This window comes from Moorena sp. SIO4G3, from assembly GCF_010692305.1.
Taxonomy (GTDB): domain Bacteria; phylum Cyanobacteriota; class Cyanobacteriia; order Cyanobacteriales; family Coleofasciculaceae; genus Moorena; species Moorena producens_A.
Window position 1 is genome coordinate 22,202 of sequence record NZ_JAAHIG010000081.1, and the last position, 6,993, is coordinate 29,194.

Here is a 6,993-nt window from a genome sequence, read left to right on the forward strand (position 1 = left end):
AAGACATGGAATTTCCAAACTCCCTAGATTTTCGTAGGATAGAATCCTGCTCCAGCCTGCTCGCCACATATGGTGCTAAGCCTGAGGAAGTTGAGGAGTTACTAGCATACAACGAAAATGTTTTTCACGACCCAGACCTCGACCCCCAGACCTTTCCTCTGGCACCAGAACCCCATGTTGCTGCCTGGGAAGGGTATCATACCCAAGCTCAAGAGGTCGGGGTGTTTGAAACATTGCGATCGCATTTGGTACAGCTACAATTTCCCATCAAGCCAGGCATCAGCCAGACTTTAGCTTACCAAGGGGCTACCCGTCGAGGCCAACCCACTATCGGGATGCTTGAGGCAACTGGACTAGCGCTAGAGCAGCCAGACTCCCTACAGCTGATTATCCATCCCAGTGCAGCTGGAGCAATTCCGGTGATCATTGCTAGCTGTCGAAAGGATTTTGTTAGCTTGGTTCAAGCATTAACCAAACACAATGAACCCCAAGCAATCCCCGACTCCATGGGGGCTGCTATGGTTGGCGGATATAACAATTGGGATAGAATTCGCCACTATCGCAGGACTTGGGAAGCTCAGCAGTCACAGCCGGTGAGTGAGGCAGCTTGGAACGCAGAATTCAAGAGAATAATTCCCCAAAAACACCTCTATCAAGACCGCTTCATAATTCTTTCTCAGGGGAACTACAGTGCGGTGTCTGCCTCTGAGATGGGAATGCCAGAAAGTCAATGGCACAAATTATCCTTAACCATTCGCCTAGAGCATGAATGTACCCACTATTTTACCCGTCGGGTATTGGGTTCGATGCGCAATAATTTACTCGATGAGTTACTTGCTGATTACCAGGGAATTGTAGCTGCTAATGATGGTTACTATCGTGCTGACTGGTTTTTAAAGTTTATGGGCTTAGAATCATTTCCGGACTATCGAGCGGGAGGGAGAGTGGAAAATTATCGGGGTGAACCGACCCTTTCTGAGGGAGCATTTAAAATTTTGCAGCGGTTGGTAAAAGATGCCGCAGAGAATTTGGAGGCATTTAATTTAGCTCACAAGAATCAGTTAGAGGGGAGGTCGAATCAAGGGAAGATAGTAATGGCGTTAACTCGTTTAAGGTTAGAAGAATTGGCGGATAAGCGACATAATTTTTTGGAGGAAATCTGGCAGAATGTTTAATGTTAACGTTAACGGTTGAAGGGTAAATGTTAAAGGTTAAATGTTGAAGGTTGAACGCGCACGCGTGGCCATTCGCGTAGCGTGGCCAATAGGCCAAGGCCAAGGTTAACCGCCACCGTTTCCACCGCCTTCCCAGATCCGCTGTTCCCTAATCCGAAGTTTCCTCTTTAACAGTTCTGAGCTAATGGGTTTGGAGTAATCACTATTATCCATTACCGATTACCTATTACCCAGTCTTACCATAATCAACAATAGTTAGTAAACCTTCTTTGACTAGACGGCGAGCTAAAACCAGTTTGGCCTTGTCACTCAGTGTACCGGGAAAAGACTTAACAGCAAATTGATGATTATCAATCACAAACCGAAGGGATGGTTCAATTTTTTTTGGTCCCCATACCTGCTTTTCAGGAAAGATAATACCAACCATATCTTGCCAATCTTCTTGATAAATAACTCGACACGCTGCAGCCGTTATTCCATCCCTTTTGCTAAGAATCGTATCTAGCTCAATTGTGTCGATTTTATCCTCGTTTTCGACCTTAATCTTATCCTGAATGAATAGGTTAACACTGAGTCGCCCTTTACTTGGGTCAGATGATAACATGTCTGGTTTTATATAACCACTGTGCAGCAAATTACTGCTGTAAGCAACTAGTCGGTTATACTTCATTGGAATAAGTTCTACCAATTCAAAGTCATGATTGGAATCAGTAACATAGTGATGATGGAACTTTGCCTGAGATTCATCATACTCTGGTAGCCGACTTACTGAAATCGATTCAAAACCAGTTGCTCTATGTCTATAAAAGGCTGTTCCTCCCCAGCACATTTCGGGTAAGGATAGATAATGAACCACAGCGACTTTTTTATCTGGAACAACTGCATCGAAATGGGGTATAGTTTGTTCAAAGGTTAATTCTTCTGGCTTCAGGGTGACCAAACTAAAATAGCCATTACCTGTGCATTCAGCATCGATTTGAATCTTAAGATGCTCTAACACTGACTTTTCTAAACCATCAATAATGGTATCCGTTTCTTCCTGATGTAGACGATGCCTTATTCCTGGATATTTACCTTTTGGAGAAGATTTGAACTGAGCCTGATTGATAGCATAGTCTCTGACACGATCAGGAAATTTAAAAAACTGATCAAAAATCAAGATACAGTTTTTTTCGTTACCAATATACTTAACAGTTAAGCTGGCTGAATCATTGACTTCAAATATAGAGGCATTAGAGGCTTGGGTTATTATTTTTTGTGCTAATAACTTTTTCAGAAACCCTTTCGGGTTATCAACTGTTTTCGGTTCCATCAACAGGCAATCCTCATTTCAAAACTTCTTTGATAAACAACCTATGCCACACCCAACCTCAGCAAAACTTGGTGCAGGAAATGAAGCAAACCCTTTTCTGTCGTCTATATTGTCATCTTTTTCTGAAACAATTGAAAACTGATCATGGTTTTTGAAGGGATGAGGAAGTGCAAGTGCCGCTTGACAGTATTGGTCAAATTCGGCTAAAAGTGGAGAATTTTCTAGCTTCTGTAGCTCAGTCTGAAAATTCCCTTTGGCAAATCGCCAAAACTCACTGTCAAAGGCGGATCCCATCCCGTAGTGCCAGCCCACAAATATAGCAGTTTTTAGCACACCGTTCAGTAAGCTGGCATTAAAGCGCCTGAAATTATTTTCATTCAGTCTTGACTTCTTTCTACCCTGCAACACATACGATACCAGCAACTTACGAAGTGGCCAGCGTGAAAAACTTTTCATGTAAGACAAGATCCAGACAATTGCTGTAGCTTCTAGAGGTTCTAAAAATAAGGCAGCATTGCCGATGCGGAAAACAGCACCATCAAAAAATGTCCGACAGGCGAAATTGGGAAATGTGAGCTGGCGCTCGCTAGCAGTACAGTGGACTCCTTCGGCATTAAGGAACTGATCAAAATCAGCTCTAACGTCACTGATACTGCTAATGTTATGGTTATAGATATAACCATAAGACGTGCGGGTGGTCAGGGGGATTGTGAAAATCCAACCGTGGGGTCGAGCGATCGCCCGGGTTGCCGATTGGTATTGGAAGCTACACTGGTCAATTGTAAGGTCAATTTTACCATCCTCAATGGCTGGCCCTCGGCGGATTAGTGCAGCATTGGTGGGAATCAAGTTTAGTTCAATATGTTCAGGACCCAAGGATTTAGGTAACCCACGAGCATCAATGGCGAAATCAACCTCCAAATTGGTATCATCCCCAAACTTGATATTGCCAACTACACCATCACTTTCAATCTCAACAACCCTCTTATGAATATGAGTTGCTGAAACATAGTCTGCTAGCAATTCCACTAATTTATCAGCAGAAATATGGTAAGCATAATCGCTTCGGATTGGATAAAAGTGATGAAAGAATTGCTGATACTGGGTTCCCCAATTTTCAAATTTAATTCCAAATTTGCGAGTTAGAAAACACCGCTGAGCTAACTCAGCATCCTTGAGATTGGTAATGTCTTGGAGCCAATACCGAAAAAATGGCGTTGTTCCCTCCCCTACACCAATGGTAGGAATGTTTGGATCAAAGATGTGATACAGCTCGAAAGCTGGAAAATATTTGGTCAAATGGGCAGCAGCGATAAAACCAGCTGTGCCACCACCAATGATTGCAATTTTCATGATCTGCTTGTAAGCAATCAGCTATTAGCTATTAGCTATCAGCTTGTAAGTAAAATTAATTACTTATTGCGATTCACCCAATTATAGTTTATAGTGTTTTTGAAAAGTTGGAAAATTTGGCGTCATCGTGAACCATGGGGCTATACTAAGAGGATATCTGAAAAGTTTTTTGATACTGAATTTTGCCCCCCTAGCCCCCCAATTCTGGGGGGAACAAGAATCAATTTGCGGTTAAAATTCCCCCAAAATTGGGGGATTTAGGGGGCTTTGATGTAGCAAATGAGACTTCTCAGACAACCTCTAACAAAGTCCGCTACCCATTAACAATTTTCCATCAACAATTCCCCTGAATACGAAGTGATTAACTAGAGAATATATCAAGACAAGATATCACTTGCCAATGGCTACTTCTTACAGCAAACTTATCCATACTACCTTAGCATCTTGCCAGCAAGGTTCCAAAAAGTCGATTCAGCTCACATCGTGGAAACCTGGCAGCGCTGTCCGTGAAAGTGCGAAAATGCTGATGGATTGCCGCTTATCCTTTATCGATAAGTTGTTCATACGCCAACATTATCTTGTTCTTCGTCAAGGTCTAGTCACTGCTCGCCAAGGTCAACTGATCAAGGCTGAGCAACACTTCACGGCGGCACAGAAATTCCTTCAATCAAACCAGTTTTCCCCTGAAGGTGATCTAATTTGCAAATCCTTCCAACAGACGGCACAAGCCTATCTCGACTATCGAAGAGGTGATTTCAACCAAGCTCGCACCCGAACCTTGGAAGCCTTAGCCATTGATACAGCCTTGGAAGAAGACTATAATTTCCATCTTCTCGGTCATTCTCATCGCCTCGAACTTGCTGGGAATCTGATACGTATTGATTCGAGGTGGATGCAATGCCAGCGTGCTCTTGAACTAGCTGGTCAACTTCTGAGTTATCTCGAAGGAGTATTAGAAGAATTACCCCTGTCAGGTTCGTGGAGTTCCGAGCAGGTTGTGCTGCTACCCGTTGAATCTGCTCTGGGGATATTCCTAGCGGTAACCAGTGAAGTGGCTCTGATGTTGGCAGGAAAAAACCGTCAGGTTGCTCGTGAGCTGTTTGAAATTATGGCTTACCCCATGGAGTTACCCGCTGATCAAAACCGTTGCCTCCACCCCCGAGTTCATACTTGGTTCTTGCTTAAACAAGCATTCGTTAAGGGCGACACTACCACCTTTCTAGAACAAGCGTCTCATTTCCTAGCTGAGGGACGTGGTGATATACCGTTACTTTGGTATGGGACTGTTGTTGATCTAGTTACCCTATGTGATCAGCTTGCTTTACCAAACTCAGAGTTAGTGAGACAGGATATTGCTAGAAATGCCGCTACATGGGAAAAGCTGCCAAAACCGTTTTTTCCTTTGCTTGGAGTCCTTGAAAAAAGCAACAGTTACAACAAATTGAAATCATGCTCCCACCCGTAAAATCACAAAAAGCGGTCTACGATGTTGTCATTGTTGGTGGTGGACTTGCTGGCTTAACAGCAGGGTACCTGTTAAAGGATTTAAACATATTAGTACTTGAAAAAGAAGCCCAAGCTGGTGGACGGATACTTAGCCATTCTGCCGATGGTATCCCTTACGATCTCGGTGCTGTCTTTGCCTACAATCCAGGCAGCTTGCCTTTCGAGGTGAACTCTTCTGGTCTGATTCGTGAAAGTGAACAGATTGGCATTTTCTATGGTGGTCAAGTTCATTATGGCTCTAGCCCCATAGATTGCCTTAAAAAGTTAGATCTGGAGCCACACTATTTGCAGCAACTTGATAACTTTCAGGTTCACCCAGCACAAAAAACAGCACGATTATCGGATAAATTATATACCCTCCTAAATGCTTTTTTTCAGGTGATTCATCCTGGAGATATATGGGACTATTTACCTTCGCTGCAACAGGATGCCTTGAGAAAGTTTTCAACTGATCACTACGAGACTAGTAATGGAGATTTGATTGAACAGTTTCAGAGCCACCTTGGGTCACTACTTAATTTAAATACCCAAGTTATTGAAATTATCGACAAGCAAAGCTGTGTTCAACTTATTATTGAGACCGCCGATGACATTGAGACACTATGGGCAAAAACGGTTATCTTAACAACCCCTGCTCCTATCGCCTTATCCCTGCTTAAATCCATACAAGAGCCTTGCCAGTCTTTTTTACAATCTGTTCAGTATGGTAGAGGCACTGTCGTTGCTATTGGTTTTAAAAACCTTGAATTAACCAGTTTTGCTTATCTCGTAACGCCAGATTTGCCTAGTGCTACAATTATCCAACATAATATCCAACATAATAGCAATAAGGTGTTGCTTGTCTACTATGTTGGAGAAGTATCAGCCCAATTGCAGGCTATCCCAAACCAACAAATTATTCAGCAAACCTTAGGAATTTTGCAGCAACTAGGAATTGGTGATATCTCTGAGGATAAAGTGCTGTTTACCGATGTACATCATTGGCCAATGGTAGGTACTATTATCTCTGAAGACAGCTATGGGCAATGGAAGCAACAACTATCTCATCCATCTAGACGAGTGTGGTTAGCTGGAGATTATGTTTTTGCCAATACTGAACAAATCATTCCCTATGGTATGCAAGCCGCAATTCTCTCAGGTAAACAGGTGGTCAAGAAGGTCAAGCAATATCTAAATAAGGAATTTTTCGCAGAGCTTATAACCAAAAAAACGCCATCAGAACAGTTTAAGTCAAACTTTTTGATTGACACATCTATCTATCAGCTTTCATCAGATAAACCCGTTTTCCTAGAGAACAAAGAAGAAGGCAACATTGCTTTTTATGGTCTGATCCTACAAGCACACCCTGATAAAACCCTTCAAACTTATCTCCTGAACCAGGCTACAACAGAGCATCTCTGGGAATATCAAATCGACTATGGCATCACGGCAGATGATAGTGCTTTGGTAATTGAAGGGCTGATGGAAACTGGTGTATCTGATCAGGTGTTAATGCCTAGTCTCAAGAAACTAGTTGAATGTTTTTATGATTCAGAGCAAGGAGCTTTTCGCACGATACGTAAACAAGGGCGTGCAGTCTATTGGCAATTCGATGGAGTAAATACCCAACTTGAGCAGTTGCATCAATAGATGATCCTTGCCAATAGG

Annotated in this window: 5 protein-coding genes; 3 read left to right on the top strand and 2 right to left on the bottom strand. The window is 42.7% G+C overall.

The features are described 5' to 3' along the window. Positions 1-5: 5 nt before the first annotated feature. Positions 6-1,175 (top strand): hypothetical protein, encoded by a 1,170-nt coding sequence (locus F6J99_RS16535; protein ID WP_293113875.1) that lies wholly within the window; start codon positions 6-8, stop codon positions 1,173-1,175. Between the two features lie 226 nt (positions 1,176-1,401). Here the strand turns inward: F6J99_RS16535 and F6J99_RS16540 are convergent, their stop codons facing one another. Further along, the gene (locus F6J99_RS16540; RefSeq protein WP_293113879.1) at positions 1,402-2,487 is read right to left on the bottom strand and encodes a DUF6445 family protein; all 1,086 of its coding nucleotides are present in this window, start codon (positions 2,485-2,487) and stop codon (positions 1,402-1,404) included. Between the two features lie 18 nt (positions 2,488-2,505). Then, a complete protein-coding gene (locus F6J99_RS16545; protein WP_293113876.1) occupies positions 2,506-3,840 on the bottom strand; it encodes a tryptophan 7-halogenase in 1,335 nt (444 codons plus the stop codon). Between the two features lie 400 nt (positions 3,841-4,240). On the opposite strand from F6J99_RS16545, the gene F6J99_RS16550 reads away from it, so the two are divergent. Further along, a complete protein-coding gene (locus F6J99_RS16550) occupies positions 4,241-5,305 on the top strand; it encodes a hypothetical protein (protein WP_293113877.1) in 1,065 nt (354 codons plus the stop codon). Next, on the top strand, positions 5,290-6,975 hold the full coding sequence (locus F6J99_RS16555; protein WP_293113878.1) for an FAD-dependent oxidoreductase: 1,686 nt from the start codon (positions 5,290-5,292) through the stop codon (positions 6,973-6,975). Before F6J99_RS16550 ends, F6J99_RS16555 begins: the two co-directional genes overlap by 16 nt. Positions 6,976-6,993: the final 18 nt, after the last annotated feature.